The 20,164-nt window shown below is 49.3% G+C and carries 18 protein-coding genes and 2 tRNA genes; 2 read left to right on the plus strand and 18 right to left on the minus strand.

Annotated features, from left to right (window positions below; translation table 11 throughout):
• Positions 1-34 precede the first annotated feature (34 nt).
• The 10 genes from B9A14_RS10685 to B9A14_RS10730 all read right to left on the minus strand — a co-directional run bounded on the left by B9A14_RS10685 (position 35) and on the right by B9A14_RS10730 (position 12,539).
• Positions 35-901: a CoB--CoM heterodisulfide reductase iron-sulfur subunit B family protein gene (locus B9A14_RS10685; RefSeq protein ID WP_084665684.1), complete on the minus strand. Its 867-nt coding sequence runs from the start codon at positions 899-901 to the stop codon at positions 35-37.
• Positions 901-1,452, minus strand: coding sequence for a 4Fe-4S dicluster domain-containing protein (locus B9A14_RS10690; protein WP_157109930.1), 552 nt, complete (start codon positions 1,450-1,452; stop codon positions 901-903). Before B9A14_RS10690 ends, B9A14_RS10685 begins: the two co-directional genes overlap by 1 nt.
• A gap of 32 nt (positions 1,453-1,484) precedes the next feature.
• Positions 1,485-2,273: a methyltetrahydrofolate cobalamin methyltransferase gene (locus B9A14_RS10695; RefSeq protein WP_084665686.1), complete on the minus strand. Its 789-nt coding sequence runs from the start codon at positions 2,271-2,273 to the stop codon at positions 1,485-1,487.
• 27 nt (positions 2,274-2,300) lie between these two features.
• Positions 2,301-3,272 carry a CO dehydrogenase/acetyl-CoA synthase subunit delta gene (cdhD, locus tag B9A14_RS10700; RefSeq protein ID WP_084665687.1) on the minus strand — a complete coding sequence of 324 codons (972 nt, stop codon included), beginning with the start codon at positions 3,270-3,272 and terminating at the stop codon, positions 2,301-2,303.
• Between the two features lie 105 nt (positions 3,273-3,377).
• The gene (locus B9A14_RS10705; protein WP_084665688.1) at positions 3,378-4,127 is read right to left on the minus strand and encodes an ATP-binding protein; all 750 of its coding nucleotides are present in this window, start codon (positions 4,125-4,127) and stop codon (positions 3,378-3,380) included.
• Positions 4,127-6,040: an ASKHA domain-containing protein gene (locus B9A14_RS10710; RefSeq protein WP_084665689.1), complete on the minus strand. Its 1,914-nt coding sequence runs from the start codon at positions 6,038-6,040 to the stop codon at positions 4,127-4,129. Before B9A14_RS10710 ends, B9A14_RS10705 begins: the two co-directional genes overlap by 1 nt.
• 37 nt (positions 6,041-6,077) lie before the next feature.
• A complete protein-coding gene (gene acsC / locus B9A14_RS10715) occupies positions 6,078-7,415 on the minus strand; it encodes an acetyl-CoA decarbonylase/synthase complex subunit gamma (RefSeq protein ID WP_084665690.1) in 1,338 nt (445 codons plus the stop codon).
• A 96-nt stretch (positions 7,416-7,511) separates the two neighbouring features.
• Positions 7,512-9,704: an acetyl-CoA decarbonylase/synthase complex subunit alpha/beta gene (acsB, locus tag B9A14_RS10720; RefSeq protein ID WP_084665691.1), complete on the minus strand. Its 2,193-nt coding sequence runs from the start codon at positions 9,702-9,704 to the stop codon at positions 7,512-7,514.
• 14 nt (positions 9,705-9,718) lie between these two features.
• On the minus strand, positions 9,719-11,743 hold the full coding sequence (cooS, locus tag B9A14_RS10725) for an anaerobic carbon-monoxide dehydrogenase catalytic subunit (protein WP_084665692.1): 2,025 nt from the start codon (positions 11,741-11,743) through the stop codon (positions 9,719-9,721).
• Positions 11,744-11,768: 25 nt separating this feature from the next.
• A complete protein-coding gene (locus tag B9A14_RS10730) occupies positions 11,769-12,539 on the minus strand; it encodes an ATP-binding protein (protein ID WP_084665693.1) in 771 nt (256 codons plus the stop codon).
• An 862-nt stretch (positions 12,540-13,401) separates the two neighbouring features.
• On the opposite strand from B9A14_RS10730, the gene ltrA reads away from it, so the two are divergent.
• Entirely contained in the window at positions 13,402-14,808 is a 1,407-nt protein-coding gene (gene ltrA / locus B9A14_RS10735; RefSeq protein WP_084665694.1) for a group II intron reverse transcriptase/maturase, read from the plus strand.
• 74 nt (positions 14,809-14,882) lie between these two features.
• Here ltrA and B9A14_RS10740 read toward each other — a convergent pair whose 3' ends face one another.
• From B9A14_RS10740 to B9A14_RS10770, 7 genes are all read right to left on the minus strand, one after another.
• Positions 14,883-15,104: a hypothetical protein gene (locus B9A14_RS10740; RefSeq protein WP_084665695.1), complete on the minus strand. Its 222-nt coding sequence runs from the start codon at positions 15,102-15,104 to the stop codon at positions 14,883-14,885.
• Positions 15,105-15,116: 12 nt separating this feature from the next.
• A complete protein-coding gene (locus B9A14_RS10745) occupies positions 15,117-16,871 on the minus strand; it encodes a hypothetical protein (protein WP_084665696.1) in 1,755 nt (584 codons plus the stop codon).
• A 250-nt stretch (positions 16,872-17,121) separates the two neighbouring features.
• Entirely contained in the window at positions 17,122-17,487 is a 366-nt protein-coding gene (locus tag B9A14_RS10750) for a Na-translocating system protein MpsC family protein (RefSeq protein ID WP_084665697.1), read from the minus strand.
• 116 nt (positions 17,488-17,603) lie between these two features.
• Positions 17,604-17,679, minus strand: a tRNA-Thr gene (locus B9A14_RS10755).
• Positions 17,680-17,686: 7 nt separating this feature from the next.
• Positions 17,687-17,763, minus strand: a tRNA-Pro gene (locus B9A14_RS10760).
• A 122-nt stretch (positions 17,764-17,885) separates the two neighbouring features.
• The gene (locus tag B9A14_RS10765) at positions 17,886-18,794 is read right to left on the minus strand and encodes a TIGR00269 family protein (protein WP_084665698.1); all 909 of its coding nucleotides are present in this window, start codon (positions 18,792-18,794) and stop codon (positions 17,886-17,888) included.
• Between the two features lie 3 nt (positions 18,795-18,797).
• A complete protein-coding gene (locus tag B9A14_RS10770; protein WP_084665699.1) occupies positions 18,798-18,995 on the minus strand; it encodes a MoaD/ThiS family protein in 198 nt (65 codons plus the stop codon).
• A 145-nt stretch (positions 18,996-19,140) separates the two neighbouring features.
• Here B9A14_RS10770 and B9A14_RS18145 point away from each other — a divergent pair, with 145 nt between their 5' ends.
• Positions 19,141-19,251 (plus strand): RCKP-type rubredoxin-like domain-containing protein, encoded by a 111-nt coding sequence (locus B9A14_RS18145; protein WP_084665700.1) that lies wholly within the window; start codon positions 19,141-19,143, stop codon positions 19,249-19,251.
• Between the two features lie 109 nt (positions 19,252-19,360).
• Here the strand turns inward: B9A14_RS18145 and B9A14_RS10780 are convergent, their stop codons facing one another.
• A complete protein-coding gene (locus tag B9A14_RS10780; protein WP_084667114.1) occupies positions 19,361-20,161 on the minus strand; it encodes a HesA/MoeB/ThiF family protein in 801 nt (266 codons plus the stop codon).
• Positions 20,162-20,164 lie beyond the last annotated feature (3 nt).

Consider the following 20,164-nt stretch of genomic DNA (forward strand, 5'->3'; position numbering starts at 1 on the left):
AACCTTTCCCTCAGGAAGGGTAACCTTAAAGAAATCAGGCAGTAAGGCTTAGGTTACAGCTTTTTAATACCGGGGAAGGATCGATTATGTGCTTGTTCAACCAGGGTGCTGAGATACCTAGGGCTAGCCCCAATATTTCGCTTATATAGAGCACCGGGAGGTTATAGCCTTCCGGCTGCCTAGTGTCCAGGTTAGTTTGACATAAGGGGCAGGCGGTCACCAGAACATTGGCTCCTGCCCTCACGGCGGCTTGCACAATCTTCTTTACCAACTCATATACTATTTCCGCAGCAGGAATAGATAAGCTAGCTCCGCAACATTCAGTTTTGTGACTCCAAGATACAGGTTCGGCCCCTAAAGCTTTAAGCAAGCGGTCCATAAGCTGGGGTTGCTCAGCATTAGCTTCAAAGTTTACTATTTTTGGTGGCCGTGTTAAAAGGCAACCATAATAGGCGGCCGGTTTAAGTCCTGCCAAGGACACTTTTTGCTTTTCCTTAAGCAAAGATAAGACCTCGGGCGCTCCCAAAACCTCCAGGAGGTGGTGTACCTTTAGAACGCCCTTATACTCCCGGCCCATAAAGGAATTTATATCCTCCTTAAGTTTCTTTGCTTCTTTTTCCCCGCTCTCCAGGAAGGCCTGGGTGGAACGTAAGGCATTGTAACATGCGGCACAAGGTACAACCAGATGAGGAGCTACTCCTTCAGCTAGCACCAGGTTGCGCAAGGCTAGGGAGTGGGATAAATAGGTGTTGAGGGAGTGCCCAGAAGTAGCGCCACAACAGTTCCAATCAGGGACCTCTTTAAGGGGTATATTTAAAGCCTGAAATACAGCGCGGGTAGAAGCATCATATTCTGCCGCCGTGGAATGAAGGGAACACCCTGGATAGTAACCGAAAAGCACTAGGCCTCTCCCCTTGCCCTTTTAAAAATAGCTTGAAGTTCTTCTTTTTTTTGTACGCGATGGGGCCAAAGTCTAAATTTACCTTTGCGGAACATTTTTAGCCCTAGGGATAGATCCTTCCAGTAATCGCGGCTCTTTAATTTATAAGCCATAACCAAGCCTAATTCATGGACCCGCCCATACCTTTCTACGGAAGCCAGGAACTCTTGATGGAAGGCCGCAACCATCGGGGAAGCAGGAGGTACTCCCCGGGATAGGACTCGGGCCTTTAAAGCATCGTTCACACCGGCAATATCTATACCGTTAGGGCACCTGGCCTTGCACGTGTGGCAACTGGCGCAAAGCCATATGGCTTTACTTTTTAAAAGTTCCTCCTCCAGCCCTAAGTTTAGATACCGGATTATTTGGTGGGGTAAAATGTCCATAAAAGCTGCCACAGGACAACCGCCGGTACATTTATAACATTGATAACACCGGGTGACCGGCTGACCAGAGGTTTCTTGTACCCAACTCAGAAGGTGGGGTTGCGGCAGCACCCTATTTTCTAGCAACCCCATCCCTCCTTTCTTTGTTTATAGTGGTTTTATTGGCTCTTAAACACCTTCACAAAGGAATCACAGTATACTGTACGGTTGCGAAGAACTTCGGCTGCAGCTGCGGTAGCCATGAGCTCTTCATCGCATGCATCTACAATGGCAGCGTCCAGACCGCAGGCCATGGCCATGGCCAAGAAGGTACGGTTGAGGAGCGGCCGGTCCTGACAGTTTTGGGAAACATTGCTTATACCTAATACCGTCTTGGGGGCCGGATTGGCGAGCAGCTTCACTTGGTAAAGAGTTTTCAGAACCTCCGGGGCATGATCCTGGGCCACATTGGCTGGCAAGATAAGGGGATCAATGTATAGATCTTCCATAGGTAGACCGAACTCATCTGCAGCAGCCACCAATTCCATAGCCAAAGCCAGACGCGTATCAGCATCCTTGGGGATGCCATTCTTATTCATGGTAAGTCCGATAAGGGAAGCCCCATGCTCTACAGCCAAGGGAAAGAGCTTCTCTATTTTTTCCCTATCTGCGCTGGTGGAGTTTATAATGGCGGGTTTTTTGCAGAGTTTAAGCCCCTCTTCGATGGCCTTGATATTGGTGGTATCTAAACAGAGGGTAAGGTCGCTCACCTCCTGAACCACTTCTATCAGCCATTTCATGGCTCCTACCTTATCCTCTACTGCCGGGCCCACGTTAAGATCCAGGGCCCGGGCCCCGGCTTGTTCCTGCCGCCGGGCCCATTCCTGGACGGGAGCCGGATCGCGCTCTTGGATGGCCCGCTTGATGTCATTGAACATCCCGTTAATACGTTCGCCTATAATAAGCATACCATTGCCCCCTTATTAGGTTATGGATTAATAGGCATTACTTTCCATTAACTTTTCAATATTGTCCTTAACCAAGGCCACAGCCTTGGGATGGCGCATAAGAAGAAGGTGGGCTCCCGCCTGAAGTAAAGCAGCTGCGGTAACTGCTTCCCATAAGATCCCCCGTTCCTCGGTATCTCCCCAGCCGGGAAAGTCAGTGACTGGAGCTACAGCTTCTTTAGTGCGCCAGGCCTCATACCCTACTGTACATAACACTGGCATGGATAGCATCCGGTCCCCTTGAAGGGCCCCTAGGCGTGTACGCTCCATGATGGAGTAGGCATATTCAATACCGTAGCCTAGACTACCAATGGAAGGATCGATTACTATCCGATTAGGAGGCATGTTCATTTCTGTAATTAAAATATTGAGCTGCTTGCAGATGTTAATATCTAAAGGTGATCTAGCGATTATATTGTGCTTGTGCACAAGGCAAGCAGCGGTCAAAGATTTATAGTTATCTTGCTCAGCGTTCCCCAGCAGAAGGTTTTCTCCCGCGGCAGCCTCGGCCACCGCTTCCAGGACCTCTTTATCCTTTTCTACTTCCCCACAACCTACCACGATAAGGGGGACTCCCACAGCTTGCAAAACTTCTTTTACCGCAGCAACACACTGCTCCACAGAGCGGTTGGCACCTTCGGGGTCAGCCCCATCCAGTTTAAGATAGATAAGGTCAGCACCATATTCCTTGACACATTTTTCTGCCCAACGCCCGGGCTCCTTCATCACGTCCGCAAAGCATTTTTTCAAAGCGTCCGGCCAGTCCGGCTCTATATCTTGTACCTCCATGGCAACCACCGGCCGGTGGGGTATTTCTCCCTCAAAATGATGAAAAGGTAATGCTGCGTCCCCACCAATGGTTATGGTATGGGTACGGGTACCTCCTTCCTCTTTAGTAGCTCCTAAAGTCACTTTCTGGACACTCGCCCGGCTTTTTTCTTTAAGGAGTTGTACAGGCATAAGGTTTAAACCCTCCTTTTTGGTGTTTTGGGGGGCCAGGGTTACCCGCGTTTTAAGCCCTAAGGCTATCCTGTAAAGAGTAGGTCCTGTGGACCATTCTATTCTTTACAAAGCGAGCCCTTCTAAGATCCGCTGGGTTTCACGCACAGCCAAAGAACTAGAAGGCAAGTCAAAAAGGGGCCTTCCTAGTGCGTCATACTCCACTACTAGCGGATCGAAGGAAATAGTACCTGCTAAGGGTAACCCGGTGCGCTCTATCTCCGGCACCAGGCCATTTAGGGAACCTTGCACCCTGGTAACTACTAGCAGCATATGTGGGATGGGGAGCTGCAACTCCTCCACCAACTGGCGCACCCGGCCTGCTGAGCGTATTCCCCGGATGGTAGCATCGCTCAATACGAAGAGAAACTCCACACCTTGGATTATGCGGCGGCTTATGTGCTCCAGCCCTGCTTCGCTATCAATGACTACGTATTGGTAGTTTCGCGATAAGGTCTCCAAATGTTTGCGCAAAATATCGTTGGGGTAGCAGTAACAACCTGGGCCTTGAGGCCGCCCCATGACCAGAAGATCTAGCCTTTCTGTCTCTACTAGAGCCTGGGCCAGCTTGTATTCTATAAACATATCTTTAGTCATTCCAGGGGGTACACCTTTGCTATCTTTAGCTTCTTCTAAGATGTCGGCGACAAAATTACTTACTGGAATACCTAAGGCTTCATTTAAATTGGCATTGGGGTCTGCATCGACGGCTAAAATGCTCTTTTTCCCTTTTTCTAGTAAGTAGCGGATAAGGAGGGCGGCGAAAGTAGTTTTCCCCGTACCACCCTTACCTGCCACAGCTATGTTCCTGGCCATTATCCTGCCACCCTCTCCCCCGGCGCATATTTAGGTGCATAGCTAGCTACCGAGGGGAAGAGGTTTAAATCCGTATGGGGTAGGAAGAGGGCGGAGACAAACTCTTCCATAAAGAGATTTCCAACCGAAAGCTCAAGGTAAGTCAGCTTGCGCCCTATTTCCCGGGCCTCTTCCCACTTATCGCGACACAGCAAGACCTCTATGGCTCCCTTAAGGGAAGTGTTACCGGCAAAAATGTAGCGGTCTAAGGGGAGATCTGGAAGTAGTCCGATTTCTATAGCGTTAGGGATATTCAAGTAATTACCGAAGCCGCCAGCGATGATGATTTTATCTATAGTATCTAGTTTAAGCTGAACTGTTTTTAGTAAGCTCATGATCCCAGCAAAAACAGCTCCTTTAGAACGGATGAGAGTTTTGATATCACCTTCAGTAAGTACTATATCTTGGCCGTTGCCGCTCTCTTCCTTCCAGGCCAGGACAAACTCGCATCCTTCATCAGTACGCCGTAGGCGGGGCGTGGGTACCTCCTGAAAATTCCCTGTGCGGTCGATGATCCCGGCCCTTCTGAGCTTGGCTAAAGCGTCGATAAGACCAGAACCGCAGATACCCATCGGCTTAGTACGTCCGATCACCCGCCATTTAACTTCCAAAGTAGCGGGATCTATTTCTACTCCTTCGATAGCCCCCTTCATGGCCCGCATGCCAAAGGTGATACCACCGCCTTCAAAGGCTGGGCCTGCCGAACAGGCGCAAGAGATTAGCCAATCGCTGTTACCTAGTACCATCTCACCGTTAGTACCGATATCCACGAACAACACTAGCTCTTGGCTCTTGGCTATACCGGTGAATAAAGCCCCAGAAACTATATCTCCTCCCACATAGCTGGCTACGGAAGGGAATACTAACACAGGAGCCGAGGGGTGTATATTTAGCCCTGTTTCCCCTGCTCTAACCAGCGGGAATTCGGTGGCGGTGGGTATATAGGGCTGGAGGCGTACATACTTAGGGGTAAGCCCCAGGAACAAATGGGTCATGGTAGTATTTCCGGCTAAGGAAGCCGCCACCACTTGCTGGTAGGAAATCCCTTTTTCTTTAAGGAGCTCACTTATTACCTCGTTAATGCTCGCTAGAGCGGCTTCTTGTAATTCCTTTAGCCCCTGCTCTGTAGTAGTAGCATAGATAATACGAGAAATAACATCATCGCCAAAGCGCGACTGGCGGTTGTAAGTACCTCCCTGAGCGATAATGCGCCCCTTTATCAGGTCTACTAGGGCCACGGCTACAGTGGTGGTACCTAGATCTATGGCAACTCCATAAATGTCCTTTTCGTTGGCCGAAGTTACTCGGATAACCTCTGCTTGGCCGTTAAGCCGGGCCAGGCTTACAGCCACCCGCCAGTCAGCCTGACGCAGGGCTTCGGCTAGTTCCTGCAAAGTAGATAGGCTGACTTTAATGCTAGTTTCTGGGAAATAACGCCGCAGGGCTGTCTGGACTCGGCTCCAATCGCTAGCATTTTCGGTTAGAGTAGGCGGTTCTAATTCTAGGGATACTACTTCACATAAAGGCTGGAGGGTACAGGGGCTTTCTACACTCGCTCCCTGCTTATCATCGAGTAAGACCTGATGCTCATCCAGGCGTGAATCCTTGGGTACTTCCACCTGGACATCGCCCAGCACTTTGGTGCGGCAAGCCAGGACATACCCTTCACCAGGTAGGGACAACTTCCGACGAGCGGGTTCACTGGCTACATGACCTTCTTTGACGCGTACTACACATCGGCCACAGCTTCCCTGACCGCCACAGGTACTTTTTAGAGCGATACCTGCCTCGGCTGCGGCTTCCAGCAAAGTAGTTCCTGCAGGCACGCTAATTTCTATTCCTTCTGGCCAAAATGTAACCCTGTACTCCTCCATACAGCAGCTCTTACCCCCTTACAGGCTCTAAAGGCCTTTAAGCAAAGTTATTACGGGCAAAGGAGGGGATACCAGAGGATTCCCGCGGTCCTACTAATACTTTCCAACCAGTCAAGTCTTCCAACTTCCCTTTAAGAACTGCTACTACTCCTGGAATAACTAGGGTACGGTGCTTAACTTTGTTTTCAATACCTAACTTCTTTATAACACTAGCAATTTTTTCTGCATCGAATTTGCCGTCAGCGTAGGCCGTCAGCACAGAAAGGCCATTGGTATCTACGGGAATAATATAGCCAGGGATCCTGCTGCTTTCCACTTCACCTTCCACCGAATAATAGGTAAGGGAGAAGTTAGTAGTGATATACACAGGAGAGTTTTCGTTGACCTCGCCCACCTCGTAGATCTTTTCCTCCACCCGGATGGGAACCTGGGGATCAGTATAGAGGTTCTGCCTCCAGGAAAGGAGAGGTAAGAGATGAGCCTTGGCTATGGTATTGAGCACTATCAAGCTGGCATACTTAGCAATATAGTTTACTGCTTCTAGGACTTCGGCCAAAGGATCGCTAGAAGTGGTTAACGCTATAATGGGATAGCCAAAGGGGCGGAAGCGTTTCTTTATGGCCAGCCGCCGGATCTGGGTGAAGTCTGCCACCGCCCGGGAAAGGCTCCGGGCTCCTGGATCTAGGACCAATTGCTTATACCCTAAACCCGCAATCTTTTCCACCAGCCCTGCGAGTTCCTCTAGATCAGAGCCTCTAACGGCCAAGGGGCAGCCGTGCTCCTTAGCTAGGGAAACCATGGCTTCATAATTGCTGGCGTTAGCCGCATAGAGCAAAGGTTTGCGGGCCGCAACTTTCGGTAGCACTGGGCTTAATACAGCCGGGTCCTCGACCATCAAAACCAGATTTAGGTCGGTGTTAGCTGCTATCAGTTCCACTGCTCGTGCAAAGCTCCCCGGTTCTGGAGCCTCATGGGTGATGGCTATAGCCTGGACCGTGTAATGCTGGCCGACACGATCAAAGGAAAGATCGTTGATGGCCTGCACCCGGGAGAGGATCTCCTCCTCAGATAAGGCATCGCTCACCCGCAAGGCTATGGCCGGTTCATGGTAAAAACGCTTATCATGACGGAAGAGTTCCGTTTCATCCCCCATCTCTACCGCTTTATCCCCAGTGCCTAAGATAACTTTGGCTATAGGGGGAGCAGCAGCAGACTCCAGCGCTTCTCGCGCTTCAGGAGAAACATAGGGGCAGGCATCTAAGCTCGCTTTACCTGCAGCCAGGTTCATGGCAAAGGCCAGGCAGGTAGGGGTACCGCACTCCCCGCAGTTCTTTTTGGGTAGTTGTTTGTAGATTTCTAACCCCGTCAAAGCCATGCTCGATAACCCCTTTCTCCTAACGTGGTCTTCTGAAAAAGCCGAACCCTTTCCCGGGGGAAGGGGGCTCCCCTTCCCCGGAAAGGTAAGACCTACCTACATCAGCGGGTCCATAGTTAAAGCAGGATGTCCTTTCTCCTCTAAGAAGGGAAGGATTTCTTCTACTGTGGTCCCTATGGTCTCATCGGCTATTTTATCTATGAAGTCCTCGCCCAAACCCTCTTCAATGCTACGTTGGATGAAGTCTTCTCGGAGGTATTCCTTTAAGGACTTTGGCATCCAGACGATACGGGCAATACCACCATCGGCGGCTATGAATTTCTTACTAACAATGTACCGGCGGCCTATACCCATAAAGCCCGGCGTCTGTACACCACCACCTATCATACCTGCTAAAGTGGAGAAAGTCATCCCCGACGGTGTCATACCCGGATGATCGCGGGTAGTAATCATGATGCCGTTACATTCTGGTATCACAGCCATAATAGCTTCAAAACACCCACAGGAAGTCATAGGATTCTCCATAAGGGTGTAAAGGCAGACCTGCTCCAAGTTACGGTTAGAGGCGATGTAGAGGTAATCATTAACGCTCTTCCAGATACCCTTAATGGGATCAATTTCACCTTCTTTAGGAATGGGCTGGTTAGGCCCTGCGGGGTTGATTTCATGGGAAGCCTTAGCGTCCAACCAAGTTACCGCTCCACATAGGCCCAGCCTTTCTGGAGTAATTATGCATACATGGTTAGGAGCAAAGGACTGGCAGAGGACGCAGGAATAGAAAGTATCTACCGCTTCGTCCGTCAGGCCCCGCATACGGTCGTCACGCTGCTTATATTTCTCCAAAGCCTGGGCCATTTCCTTTTTTACCACTTCTTCGTCGGTAATAATGGTCACTTGTACCCGGTCTACTATGGCCGGGAACTCTTCCTTCATCTTAGCAATGAGGATGTCACCATAATGCTTGAAGCGGAAGCCTTTGGCCACAGCTTCTTTACTTACTCGCAGCCAGTTGATGGCGCGCTGGCCAGTATGCCACAGGCCCTCACCATAGTTAATAAAGTCGTGAATACGGCGTTCCAGCACTCCTTCAAAGTCTTCCTGCATTTTACGCCCATAAATATCCACTATTATCCCTAAGGGGAGGACGCTTCCCTCAGGGACATCGGTAATGTCTGGACCTATAAGTTCAATCTTGCCGTCGGTAATTTGATCTTCAGGTACACTTCGCACGAGTTCAAACGCTGGACTGCGGGTGCCACCCATTTCCACATACATATCATGCTTACGGATGCTTTCGCCCTCGAAGGCCGGGCCGAAGTTGATGGGAAGATCAAGCTTAATTTTAGTAAGCTTGATACCCCGGACCTCCATGGCTATCTGGATCATCTTGTCATAATCCTGGACGCTGAAGAACCAATCTGGTATTGTCTCATCCTCGTCCAGGGGTTGATCGGTTATAACCGGGAAGCCGGTGAAGATGGCACCAAAGGCTGCCGCCGTTTTGACCATATCCCGCTCCCCTAGGTACAGGACAAAGGCGCGGATGCGGCGGCGCTGGTAATCACGCTGCTCGTCCCGGGCTCCAGGGGGCACGTTACCAAACATCATACCAGCCCGCAGGGCATAATTGGCCGCGTGGACTATCTGGGTAAAGTTGCCTAAGGGATAGGCTATATAGTCTATGCCTAATTTTACGTTCTCCTCCAGGAGCTGTTCCACAGCCTCATCGCAGATGAAAAGCATAAAGCCCATGCCCATGAGTTCTTGAACCATCTTGGCCAAGGCTTTAGAATCCCTTGCTCGACCCAGAATAATAGCCTCACCGGGGATGGTCCAGTCCACCATCTTGATGCCATAACGCCGGACCACAGGATCACCGATGAACCCTGTCCAAGGTTCGGGTGCCAGGGGTTCTTCTGGCTTGTATTTAAGGTAACGGAGGGCTTCTATAATTTCCGCCGCATACCAGGTGGCTTCCCCGGCCAGGCGGGCATTTTCGAAGGTTAACTCAGATTTAATTTGGGCCCGCTTACGATTGAGGATAGGCGGAAGATCACCTAGCTTGGTCACCTCTTCGCCGCTAAAACAGCGGATGACCGGTAGATAATATGCTGTATCCGGATAACCCACTGGATGGTCCGGTCCATATTCCTTTATGGCCCGATTAAGCAGGATTTCCGCATAACTTACAGCCGTGATGGCGCCGTGATATACCTCTCGGAATAGTTTGACTGGGTTTTTCCCCTCCGGGATGGCCCCTTCGTAAATTTTATCGAAATCCACCGCCATTTTCCTCTCCCCCCTTAGTAACCCTGGTAAAGCTTAGTGCCGTAGCGCTCAGCCACCGCCCGGTGAACGCCCATTTTCCAAGTACGGTATTCCAAAGCGTTTAAAATCTTGCGCGCTGCTACCCGGGGATCCATCTCGAAAATAAAGTACCCGCCGTAGACATCGCTAGCTATTTGGGTAAGGAGGCTATAGATTAAGTCGCTGCCCTCTACTGGCGGCATGCATCCTACGTGGGTGGGGAGCCCTAAGGCCACACACCAGGTTCCTATGCTAGTAGCTTTGCCGCTCATAGCTTCCGGTGCTGAAGCGGCAAAGGGGACCTTAGGGGTATCTACGCCCAGGTCGTTGGCCATGGCCATAAGAAGATCCGAGGCCCTAGTATTGTCCACACAGGAACCCAGGTGGAAGACCGGCGGGAGGCCTATGCTTATGTCAGCCTTTTCAGCAACTCTATAAAGGAAGCGCTTGAGACCTTCACCACACAGCTCATCGACTTTAGCTGGGTCCATAAGCCCTAGCTTAGCTGCTGACTGGGCCGAGCAGCCCGTAGCTATGACAAAAACATTGTTCTTGAGAAGCTCCTGCATGATGGTCAAGTGGGAGGCGTCCTGGTAAACCTTAAGGTTATTGCAGCCGGCCATAAGGCAAACGCCGGCCAGTTCTCCTGAGAGAATGGCTTCGTTTAACACCCGTACAGGATTTTCAGGATTTATAGTAGCGAAGAGCTTAAAGAGGGCTTCCAGGCTCCAGCCTGCTACCACTGTATTTTTGATGGAGGGGATGTAGACCTCGCGTCCGCTCTCCTTTCTTTCTTTAAAGGCTTCGATCCCCAAACGCAGGGCTTGTTTGGCTTTCTCCAGGGCATTATGGGTATCAAATTCTAGGTGGTAGGATCCAGGAATTTTGGCGATATCCGAGGTGGTAATTATACGAGTATGGAAGCATTCGGCCACTGCCTGGAGACCAGGCATGATACATTGCACATCCACGCACATGGCGTCTACCGCTCCAGTGCAGATGGCTAGCTCTTGGGAGGCGTAGGAGGTTACCAGGGGAATACCCTGCCGCATAAGCACCTCGTTACCTGTACAGCATATACCTACCAAGTTAATGCCCTTGGCTCCTACAGCTTTAGCTTCCCCTTCTATCTCCTGGGCGGCTTGGACAATCATTTCGCTTAATAGAGGGTTATGCCCATGGACCACAAAATTAACCTTGTCCGGGTCCAGGACCCCCATGTTAGATTGACTAACGATGGGAGACGGGGTACCGAAGAGAATATCGGAAATATCGGTGGCAATATGCATACCTGCGTAATCAGCCAGCCCTACACGGATGGCGCTAAAGACCAGGTTGACAGGATCATCATCATTACCTATATGGGCCTGGCTGGCGAGATCAGAGATGGTGGCATGGATACCGTGGGGCATTACATTGTGGGTACGGAATTTTTCTACCCGGCCAGGAGTAACAGTGGTAGTGACCCAGGTGGAATCACCCATGCCCTTTAACCGGCTGAAATCTTCTAGGGCTTTCCAGGCGAGCTCCCGGACTAGCTCTTTTTCTGATTTTCCTTCTACAGTGATACCCACCCGGCGGCATACCTGGTAAAGCTTTTCCTTATCTTTGATGGTATAGTCCGACGCCTGGCCTTCGGCCACTTCCAGCAAAGTATGAGCTAAATGGTTACCGTGTTCAGAATGGGCAGCTGCACCAGTTAGGATCATGAGACCTACGCTCCGGGCCACCACAGTCCAGGGAGAGGCTCCGCATATACCCCGGCTTCCGGGACCCGAATCGCTTTTTATACGGCAGGGACCAGCCATACAGAAGCGGCAGCAGACCCCTTCATATCCGAATTTGCACTGGGGTTGTTGGGCCACAAAACGGTCAAAGGCAGTTATAACATTGGTCTTTTTGCTGTATTCCAGCACCTCCAGCGCTGCGGGATCAATGGTCCGTTCCCGCTTTTTAGGATCGGGTACCCGGGGAGCACCTGAAGGTCGGCTGGTGTGGGTGACATCGCGAAACCTAGGCATTTTTTCTTACCTCCTCGGTAGGAGTTTAATAAGTATGGTTCAACTCTGTCTTCTGGACCATGGCCAGCAAATGGTGACCTACGGCTTCCAAGGCAAGGCTAAAGGCGGAGGGTTTTTCCAGATTTCCACCACTCCAGACTTGTTCTTCGAAGGGAAGTATCCCTAACAAATCTTCCTGGAACTCCTGACGGAAGAGTTCCTCTTCCTGGGGATACCGTACCTTATTGGCTATGAATTTTATCCGAGAGATGCCCAGCTCCCTGGCTAGTCCTTCTACTACCCGAGCCGTCCGCAAACTTACTGGGGAAGGCTCGGTTACAACTAACATAACATCTACCCCTCGGGCTGTTCCCCGGGTAAGATGTTCGATACCCGCACTCATATCCAAAACCACCATTTCTTGGCGCCGAAGCAAAAGGGAGTTTATAAGAGCATTTAAGACTGCGTTTTCCCGGCAGTAACACGTGGTCCCTGCCTGCTTCACAGTTCCCATCTTAAAAAACAAGATGTTACCGTGTTCGAGGGTATAATCGGCAAGAAGATCATCTACGTTAGGGTTTAAGGAGAAAAAAGCGCCTTCTCCCCCTGTACGCTTAGCGATTACCTCCCGCATATCCACAATAGGCTTAAGAGATTCCACCTGTTCTTCGGGCAACCCCAAAACTATTCCAAGGCTTGCGTCCGGGTCTGCATCTACGGCGTAAACGCGTAAACCCTGGGAAGCGAAGAACTTAATTAACCCAGCAGCTATGGTGGTCTTACCTACCCCACCTTTACCAGAGATGGCTAGCTTCACCTTTAATATCCTCCAGCTAATTGTATAATCCGTTTAGATTTCCGAATACTATAAGCCGACACTTAGTGAAATTCGTCACAACATCCGATTTTCCTGCTGCCCTAGGTTGAATTTCTGTTTAAGAATTTGCCTATTGTTCCAAAGGAAGCAAAACATTCAACCCCGCCTTTCATCCTTTCAGCCTAATTATACTACATTTCAGGAAAAAGGGGATATAAATTTCGTTAATTGTTTAAATGGTGAAATGAATTGCAAACTAGTTACTCTGCTTTGACGACTTTGTTACCAGGAAGTACAGGTCCTGGAAGCCAGCTTGGCATTAATCATACCGTGCGGAATAGACTTTTGTCAATAGAAACTCGATTTGACCCATAAATAAGTACTGACGTAGAGCCAGCAGTACCTATCTCCCCCTTAACAGATTAGCCCGGCAATACAACCGGGCTCATGTTTTGTGTGCCCGGCATGGGCGTTGGCTATAGGGTGGAAGTCCCGAACGACGAAGGTAGCAGTAGTCGTTAGCTTAAGGCAAGGGTGTCCGCCGTGAGGCGGAATCCGAAGGAAGCCGGCGGCAAACCTCCGGTCCGACGAACAGGAACCGCATAGGAGGCTAACAGCAGTTGGATGAGCTTGCGAACCAAAGCGAAGTCCTTGCTACCGAAGGCTGCTGAGAGTATATGCGGCGGATGGATGGAGGGAAAGTCAACGCTCTTACCCGGGGAGGCCTGCCAGGTATGCCAGGTAACCTGGTAACCTGCACTGGAAGGTGCGGTTGAACTGGCAGGAGTCAGCAGAGGTCATAGTACCTCTCTCAGACGTCAGAGGGAGGGAAGGACCGAACATAAGGACAGGGAGGCACTTTATGAGTTCGAGAGAAGGGCGAAGACAGCCGAAAATCCTGGAAGGGAGCTACCCACGGGAGGAAGCGGTGAATCTGCGGGGGACCGTGGGAGTGCCTAGTCCTTCTCCGGCACGAGTAGGGGAGCCACCCTGCGGGGACGGTACCGACCTGATGGAGAAGGTGGTAGAGCGGAGCAACATGCTTCGCGCCCTGCGCCGGGTAGAGAGCAACAAAGGAGCGGCTGGTGTAGACGGCATGGAGATAAAATCCCTTCGACCATACCTCAAGGAGCACTGGCTGAGGATAAGGGAAGAGTTGCTCAAGGGAACCTATAGGCCGCAGCCGGTACGGAGGGTCGAAATCCCGAAACCCGACGGAGGCGTAAGGCTATTAGGGATACCCACGGTGCTGGACCGCCTGATCCAACAGGCCCTTTTACAAGCGTTAACGCCGATTTTTGACCCGGGTTTCTCAGAACATAGTTTTGGCTTTAGGCCGGGCAGGAACGCCCACCAGGCGGTAAAAGAAGCCCAGGGGTATATTCGAGAGGGATACAGGTATGTGGTGGACCTGGACTTAGAGAAATTCTTTGACCGGGTAAACCACGACATTCTCATGGCCAGGGTAGCCCGGAAAGTTAAGGACAAGAGAGTACTGAAGCTTATCCGTGCTTACCTTAAGGCAGGGGTCATGGTGGGTGGTATCTGTATAACCTCAGAGGAAGGAACGCCGCAAGGAGGGCCGTTAAGCCCACTTTTAGCCAACATAATCCTTGACGATCTGGACAAGGAGTTAGAGAGACGGGGTCACAAATTTGTCCGTTATGCGGATGACTGCAACATATACGTAAAGAGCCAAAGGGCAGGACTTCGCGTAATAGAGAGCGTGAAAAGGTTTGTAGAGGGGCGACTAAAGCTCAAAGTCAATATGGAGAAGAGTGCAGTAGACCGGCCATGGAGAAGGAAATTTTTAGGCTTCTCCTTCACCTGGGAACGGGAACCGAGGATAAGGCTAGCGCCCAAGACGATAAAGCGGTTTAAGGATAGGATACGGCAGATAACGAGGCGGAACTGGAGTATAGAGCTTAAGCAGCGCATAGAGCTTTTGAACACTTATCTTAAGGGATGGATAGGGTACTTTCGGCTAATAGACACGAGAAGCACTCTGGAAGCGTTGGATGAATGGATAAGGCGACGGCTCAGGATGTGTCTGTTAAAACAATGGAGGAAACCCCGCACCAGGAGACGTAACTTAGTAGCGCTAGGGATACCTGAAGACTGGGCGAGCCTTATAAGCGAGTCCCGGAAAGGGTACTGGCGGCTGGCGAACACTCCCCAAGTGAATAAGGCCCTTGGCCTTAAATATTGGAAAGACCAAGGGCTGACGAGCTTAGTTGAACGGTACTTAGAACTTCGTAGCGCCTTATGAACCGCCGTATACCGAACGGTACGTACGGTGGTGTGGGGGGACGGGGGTTAGCCACCCCCTCCTACCCGATAAGATTAATCTACAATATCTTCAGCCACCATTTCGTAATACATTCGTTTTTGAAACTGATCATCATCAAAATCATTTATGCTACTTTGGTTTCCAGTTAAGCCGTATATTACTTTTACCAAATCAGCTTTATTTAATCTCCTACCTACTTCTTGTAACTCGCTTACTTTAGCTTCCTTTAATATTTGTAATAACAATTCAACTTTGTTTATCATATAAAGCTTCATTTTGTTACCTCCCTACTTGCGAGTAATGAACTCAAACAGAGCTCTAGCAGCAGCTTCCGGACCTTTAAGTTCATATCCTCGCAATCCTAGCTGCGTTCTAATTTGACCGATTCTTACATTTGTAGCTAGCATTTGGCTAAAGTATTTCCTTGCTAACGCATCGTGCTGCTCGCGTTTTTGAGGAGCGCCAAAGGGATTCGCAAAGTACGTATGAGTTAGTCCTTCTTCGTCTGTGGTACCTTTGGATAGTCTTGCCCCCTCGCTGAAGATTTCCAGAGCAGTTTCTATATCATTAAACAACTCGATATAAGGATGCTGTTCATCAACGGGTTCATAGTTATTTGCATAAAGGAAAAAGTCTACAGGATAACCCGCCACGATTTCTTGGTATTTTGTTATAGGTATTACTAACCGGGCGTTCTTCTTATGAGGATTCATGAATATACTTCTATCTATCTCTTCATAGGCAAAGCCTGGAGATAGATCATCCAAGCGAACAAATGCTCCTATTTCTGTTCCGATTGCTATTACTTGACCTTGGTCATTTAACCTGAGCGATCCCATATCATCGAAAATTATGGTTAACTTTCGCATATAAATGTCAGCCAGAACTCGGAAGGCTTCCAGAGTTTCTGATTTCCCAGCTCCGCTATCTCCAACTAGGATTATGTTAGCGCTTTCGCCTGTACGCATAACAATTCGGGCCATAGCGCCGTGGACAGGAAGATATCCGCGGTCTATAGCAATAATGTTGTGTAAGGTTAAAGCCATTTTCTTAAAATAACCAAAGTAGTCTACGTCATCGGTACGCCCAATAAACCCAAGCACTATACCCGATTTTTTGTCTTCAAAATAACACGTTTGTTTCTTGCCTAAAGCTTCAGGTTCTACCCCGAAAACTAAAATACCATCTGGTCTCCGCCTAAAGATTTCCCCAGGTTCAGCTAGTTCAAAAAGGTTCGATAAACTAGACCCTAAGGGTAGGTAACGCTTATGGAAATAGATAAATATAACAAGATCTCCAACTTTAGCAGGATAACAGAGCCAATCGTTAGGTTTAAGGGTTACACGAAACAGCGGATTCTCGGGTACTGGGAGGAAAACTCCTTTACGATAATTGCGCTTAGGGTAATAGACGAGTGGAGGTTCGATCACTACGAGCCGTATAAAAGGTATTTCTTGTAAGGGTTCGTATTCTGGAGCCGGAACGTCCCAAACAATCTTTTCAGCTAAGATCTCCACCCCTGCCCCGCAAGGTAGCTGGCGGTAGACTCGGGGAAGTTTATCCATTAGGTTGGCGCAGATTTGTCGGTATGTTTCCAACACTAGATTCTTAAACCTCTCGCTTAACTTGATAAACTTTCTGTGGTCGGTTCTCGTTTCGCCCATTTGGTATTGACCGCCGTCTAAAATTAAGAAACGAGCATGTTTTCTCCAGAAGTTGTAAAGTCCTTCAATAAAATCATAAAGAAGGACAGGGTTCGCCAGCACCAGAGCATATTTAGGGTACCTTCTTACGATTTCGGTAGGGCGGTACTCCGTTAGCAACAACAGCAGATCAGAAAAGGAGTCTATGTCATAGTTATCTTGTACTGTACATTGAAAGGATTTAAGGATTTCCAACTCAGGTGCCTTGCGTTCTTCCAGTTGGCTTAAGAATTTACGTAGAAGGCATTTAAAAGGCTGACTTTTTAACATATCGGCTGCTGTCTCACATGGAACTGGCCCCAGGATTATAATGTTACTTTCTTTTGCTTCCTCTCCCATTGATAACCCCTCCTTATGGAATAAAAAAAGGTCAACATGCCCGCCTTCTGTAGCTAAAGGCAAAGCTGTTGACCCGCTATCCGGTAGTTCTTCTGTTTCCAGACCAACTACCGGCAAGCAGACCTTTATGCTTGACGTTGCACCATCTCGGCGAACACCGAAAATGGTTCCCCGTCCCGGTGTTATTATAACCGCTACATAGCAAAGGGGCAATATGTATAAGTTTTCTCCACAGCTGGGGTAGAAAATCTTAGCTAAACCTTGCCTCCAGGTTATCCGCTAAGGTGAAGACTATTATTCTTTCTCCAGTAATAGTACTGATATCGGTATGCAAACTTATTACTTTTTGACCAGTAATTTCTTCAATCATATCCTCTAATACGGACCTTAAGTTTTCTAATAACTGGGTCCTTACCCTTTTCACTAGAAGCTTACCTTCATGGGTTTGGGCAAGATGCTGTTCCGCTAGAGTTAATACTCCTTTTAGACGTACGTATATTTGATCTTCGAGAATAAAAGTCTTAACTTCTTGTGGACCTCTACCTAGATATTCCTTTTCAAATTTCATTAAAGCTTTGCTGATTTCATCTTCCAATTGGCCTTTCTTGAGAACCATCCCTATATGCTCCTGACCGGAATTTACTCTAATGAAACAAAAGCCCCCTCTTAACCATGTAATAATTACTTGGGGGCAGAGTGGTAAGTAAGAAACCTATAGAATTTATTTTTTGCTGGAGCCGGCGACCGGACTCGAACCGGTGACCTGCTGATTACAAGTCAGCTGCTCTACCAGCTGAGCTACGCCGGCAAAGCCTTGGTCGGGATGACAGGATTCGAACCTGCGACCCCCTGCTCCCAAAGCAGGTGCTCTCCCAAGCTGAGCTACATCCCGGACTGCCTTAATTTTAGCACGGCTTCTCGCTTATGGCAAGAACCAGGTTATCTATAATACTTTGTTGTGTTGCTCCAGCCTTCAAACTAAATGGACCACGGTAGCGTCCCTTAAGCCTCTAGTTATCCTTGAACCACAGCCCCTGCCCTCTCCCGTAGACGGCATATAGCGCATATACCTTCAGTAGTCACCTGGCCGCAGAGGGTGCACTCTCTAAGTTTTACATCCTCTTCAACAACCCGGAAAATATCTTTATGCTTTAAAAATCCCTTCATAAAGGCTAGCTTAGTACCGGGAGAGGCTTCCTCGATATGGTTTAGGGCCTCCTTATATAAGATCGTGGTAGCTCCCTCAGCATGAGGGCATTCCTCAGCCAGGAAAGGTATTCGCTGGATAAGGGCATACGCTAAGCATTCTCGCTCAGTCAAGGTATATAAAGGCTTAACCCTCTTGGCTAGTTTAGGATGGGTAGAGGGAAGATGCGGGTGCTGACGGGCGAGATATCCTGTCTGCCAGTGGAGGAGGTTGCCCAAGAGGGCTGCTACCTCATCGTCTAAATTATGGCCGGTAACTACGGTTGTGAAGCCACCTTCCACAGCGTAACGGTTAAAAAGATATCGTTTTACGCGGCCACATACCGCGCAGGGTACTCGCCTAGTTCTTTTCGCCAGCTCAGGAATACTTACTCCGAACTCTTCCTTTACAGAGATGATACGCAGATCCGCACCTTTTTCGGTGGCAAAGGCACTGCAAGCATCCCGGGAACGGTCGGAATACCCCGGAATACCCAAGTCCAAGTGCAGGGCTGTAACATTATACCCCAGGTGCAAGAGGGCATCCCACAGGCTCAAACTATCCTTGCCCCCAGAGACTACCAGGAGCAGCGGCTCGCTAGAAGAGAACATCTTATGGGCCTGGATATTACGCTTTACCTGCTTTAGAAAGTACTGCACAAAACAAAGAGGACAAAAGGCTGCATGGTGCTGGCGAACCTCTACAGAAGCCTTACCCCGGCAAATTTGGCAGCGCATACCTTACCCTCCTGAAACAGCCGGAAAAACCTCGATAACTTCATCATCCCGAATAAATTCGTCCCGAGTGAGGATAGTATTATTACGCACTACCAGATGGGACTCTAAGTTAATGTTAAGTTCCCTAGCGATTTCTATAAGTTTTCTTCCCCCTGGTATTTCAATCTCCTTCCTCTGCGGGCGGTGGAGTATAACCTTCATACTTACTTAATCTCCTTCCTTCGTAATCTGCTTTAGATATTTTGCCCCTGGAATAAGAACTGTAAAACCTTGACGCTGGAACCTTTAGCCTACTAAAATAGTAACAGCTATGGTTTAAATTTTGAGAGAACAGGGGGCGTACTTAATGGCCGTTTGGAAATGTAGCCATTGCGGGTATGAAAAAGAAACCAGATGTAAACCTCGGAAATGCCCCGAATGTGGCCAGAAAGATACCTTTACCAAAAAAGAAAGCTAACTTTATCCCCAAGCTAAATGTGGCTATAAGGCCTTCTTAAGGGAAGGCCTTCCTTCTTTAAAGTATAAAGGCTTTCTTTCTGGCCTGTCTCTGTTGCTCTTTTTTATTACTACCTTGTTTCGCAAGCGAAGGTATATTCCTCAAGGGTACGGATACGGGGATTCTCCCCACACACTGGGCAAGCCGGGTTGCGCTCTGCTCGCACTTCCCGGAACCGCATCTCCAGGCCGTTATAAATCAGCAGGCGACCGATAAGCCCTTCCCCTATTCCTAGCAGAAGCTTAAGAACTTCTGTAGCCTGGATAGCCCCGATAACCCCCGGTACCACTCCTATGATGCCCGCTTCCCGGCAAGTAGGCACTGCCCCCGGTGGAGGCGGTTCAGGGAAGATGCAGCGATAGCAAGGGCCTTCCCGGGGCTTGATGGTCATCACCAGGCCATCCCATTGAAGCACCCCCGCTTCTACTAAGGGCTTTCCAGCCATGACGCAGGCATCGTTTAAAAGATAACGGGCTGGGAAATTATCGACTGCATCTACAATAACTTCATACCCGGTAATAAGTTCCAAGACATTATCTTTACTCAGGCGTAGTTGGTGCACATTTACAGTTATATGGGGATTTAAAGCAAGCAAAGTTTCCCGGGCCGATTCAGCTTTGGGTAGGCCCACCCGCTTAGTGTTATGAAGGATCTGTCGTTGTAAATTGGATAATTCCACCGCGTCCCCGTCAACAATACCGATAGTGCCCACCCCGGCCGCTGCGAGATAATAGGCTGCTGGCGAGCCCAATCCCCCGGCGCCTACCACCAGTACTTTACTCTGTTTCAATTTTTTTTGTCCTTTCCCGCCTATGTTAGGCAGGATGATCTGCCGGCTGTAACGTTCAATTTCCACGTTGGATAGCTCCACCAA

This window comes from Thermanaeromonas toyohensis ToBE (genome assembly GCF_900176005.1).
GTDB lineage: Bacteria > Bacillota > DSM-521 > Neomoorellales > Neomoorellaceae > Thermanaeromonas > Thermanaeromonas toyohensis.